Origin of the sequence: Vibrio sp. 1-Bac 57, assembly GCF_037546855.1 — a bacterium.
GTDB lineage: Bacteria > Pseudomonadota > Gammaproteobacteria > Enterobacterales > Psychromonadaceae > Psychromonas.
Genome location: NZ_JALAAC010000083.1, coordinates 1 through 1812 on the forward strand (window position 1 = coordinate 1; position 1812 = coordinate 1812).

The window sequence follows — 1812 nt, forward strand, 5'->3', positions numbered from 1 at the left end:
CCGACATTCCGCACCAGTTTTAGGAATAAACCCTCGCCTTTTCAGGAATAAATTTTTTGATATATTGGGCCCAAACAATCAATAATGACTCTATTCCTCTCTTTTAAATTCACCACCAGTTCCTGATGCTGTGAGATGGTTAATACATGCAGTCCTTGAAAGCAAAAAAACACCCAACGGGCTGTCGGTGTTTGCGTTGGTTTGTATTTTAAATCGGGGAAATAGGCCGTTTGTGCTTTGAGCTCCTCCCTCATCTTGTGCTCCAAGGCGGCATAAACCATTAGGCAACAAGTCATTATCATCAGTAGTGCTTCAATGCGCTCAGGCTTTTTTAAGTATAGTGAAGAGGTTAAAAAATCAGGGCTTTTTAAAAAACGAAAACCTTTCTCTACACTTTGCTGCGACTTGTAGAGCTCAAGCATTTTTTCCATCGTTAATGTTTCGCTGCAATCGTTTGTCGCTAACATAAACATACCTTTTTCCCGCAACCTTTCTTCTCGCTGCGTTAATGAAGAATAAAGTTGACCCATTATTTGATATTCATAACTATCAGGTTGCTGATCCTGCTTCGGTCGCCCACTTTGCTTGTAAACCGCATGCGCGATTATTTCAATGTCACTCACTTCTGTATAATCTTGTGCTCTTAGCCATTTATTTAATGATTTACTTGCATCGAGTTCACATGAATAACGTTCTCGGGTTAGCTTTTTAAATGACTTTAGTGAGGCGTTTGATTCTTTAAGCATGCGCTTATCTAATGTGTATTGCTCTCTTTTCATTGCTTGCTCACTACGCACTAACAGCCAGCGTTGCTTTACTTCACCATAATCTGATTCGAGCCATGCTCCGCTATAACCGTTCTCTAATGCTGAAAATACGTATTTTTCTTGCTCGGCGATTGCTATTTTTACTAACTTTAATTTTTGCGGAGCACGCGTTATAAATAAACGACCTTGTTCATCAAGGGATTGGATACTTTCAGCGGTATAGAGTGCAGCATCGCCAATAAAATAACTGCAATTTTGAGCGGCTTTTAGACTGCTCAGGTGATGTTTAACAATGTTTTTAAATCCTTCATTATCATTGATGTTGCCGCTCGCCGCTTGCATGTAAACAGGGATCCCTGCTTGGTTTTCGGTGATAAGGTTAAGTACGGCTTGGTTTAATTCTGGGCGGTGATCTCGGCTGTAACCGCGCACCAATTTAATCGCTTTCGTGTCACCGTCCTGATTATCATAACGGCCATCGACATGCATACTGGTCGAATCTAAATTTAATCCTTCACAAGGCAGTTTCAAAAGTTCAACAACACGCACTGCTAATGTTTGATAAAGTGACGAAACACCTGTTTCATAGAGTTGATCCATGCAGCGGCCTAATGCATCATCATTGATATGCTCTGCTTTTATTCCTTTCCCAAGAAGGCGCTCAACAGGCTTGTCTGCAAAATATTCAGGATACATGTGTAATGTCCGGCCAACAAAACCAAGACCGTTTAAAATCATCGCTTCGACAAGTTGACCATACGTTACCTTTTTATCTTTACTTTGTTTGGGATGTGCTTGATCGATGATTTTTGCAATACCAATTTCTTTACACATGCCTGAGACTAAACCCAAATGGTCGATATTTTTAATAGAATATGTCATTGCTTATCCATCACCCAAAGATAAGTAATAGATCAAATATGACGATCCACGTCAACTTTTTTATTCTAAATTATGGGACGCGACACAAATTAGTCGTTTTTATTAATTAAGCGATTATTTTCTGTCTAAAATTTAATCGCTTAAAACAGGTGCGGAAAGACAG

At 39.6% G+C, this 1812-nt stretch carries 1 protein-coding gene; it reads right to left on the reverse strand.

Annotated elements, in window-relative coordinates; all coding sequences use genetic code 11:
• Nucleotides 1-41: 41 nt before the first annotated feature.
• Complete coding sequence (locus MT391_RS20560; RefSeq protein WP_499499947.1) at nt 42-1649, reverse strand: IS1634 family transposase; 1608 nt, start codon at nt 1647-1649, stop codon at nt 42-44.
• Nucleotides 1650-1812 lie beyond the last annotated feature (163 nt).

Coding starts and splice junctions, on each gene's coding strand:
- MT391_RS20560 (WP_499499947.1), bottom strand. CDS start 1,649: ATGACATATTCTATTAAAAATATCGACCATTTGGGTTTAGTCTCAGGC.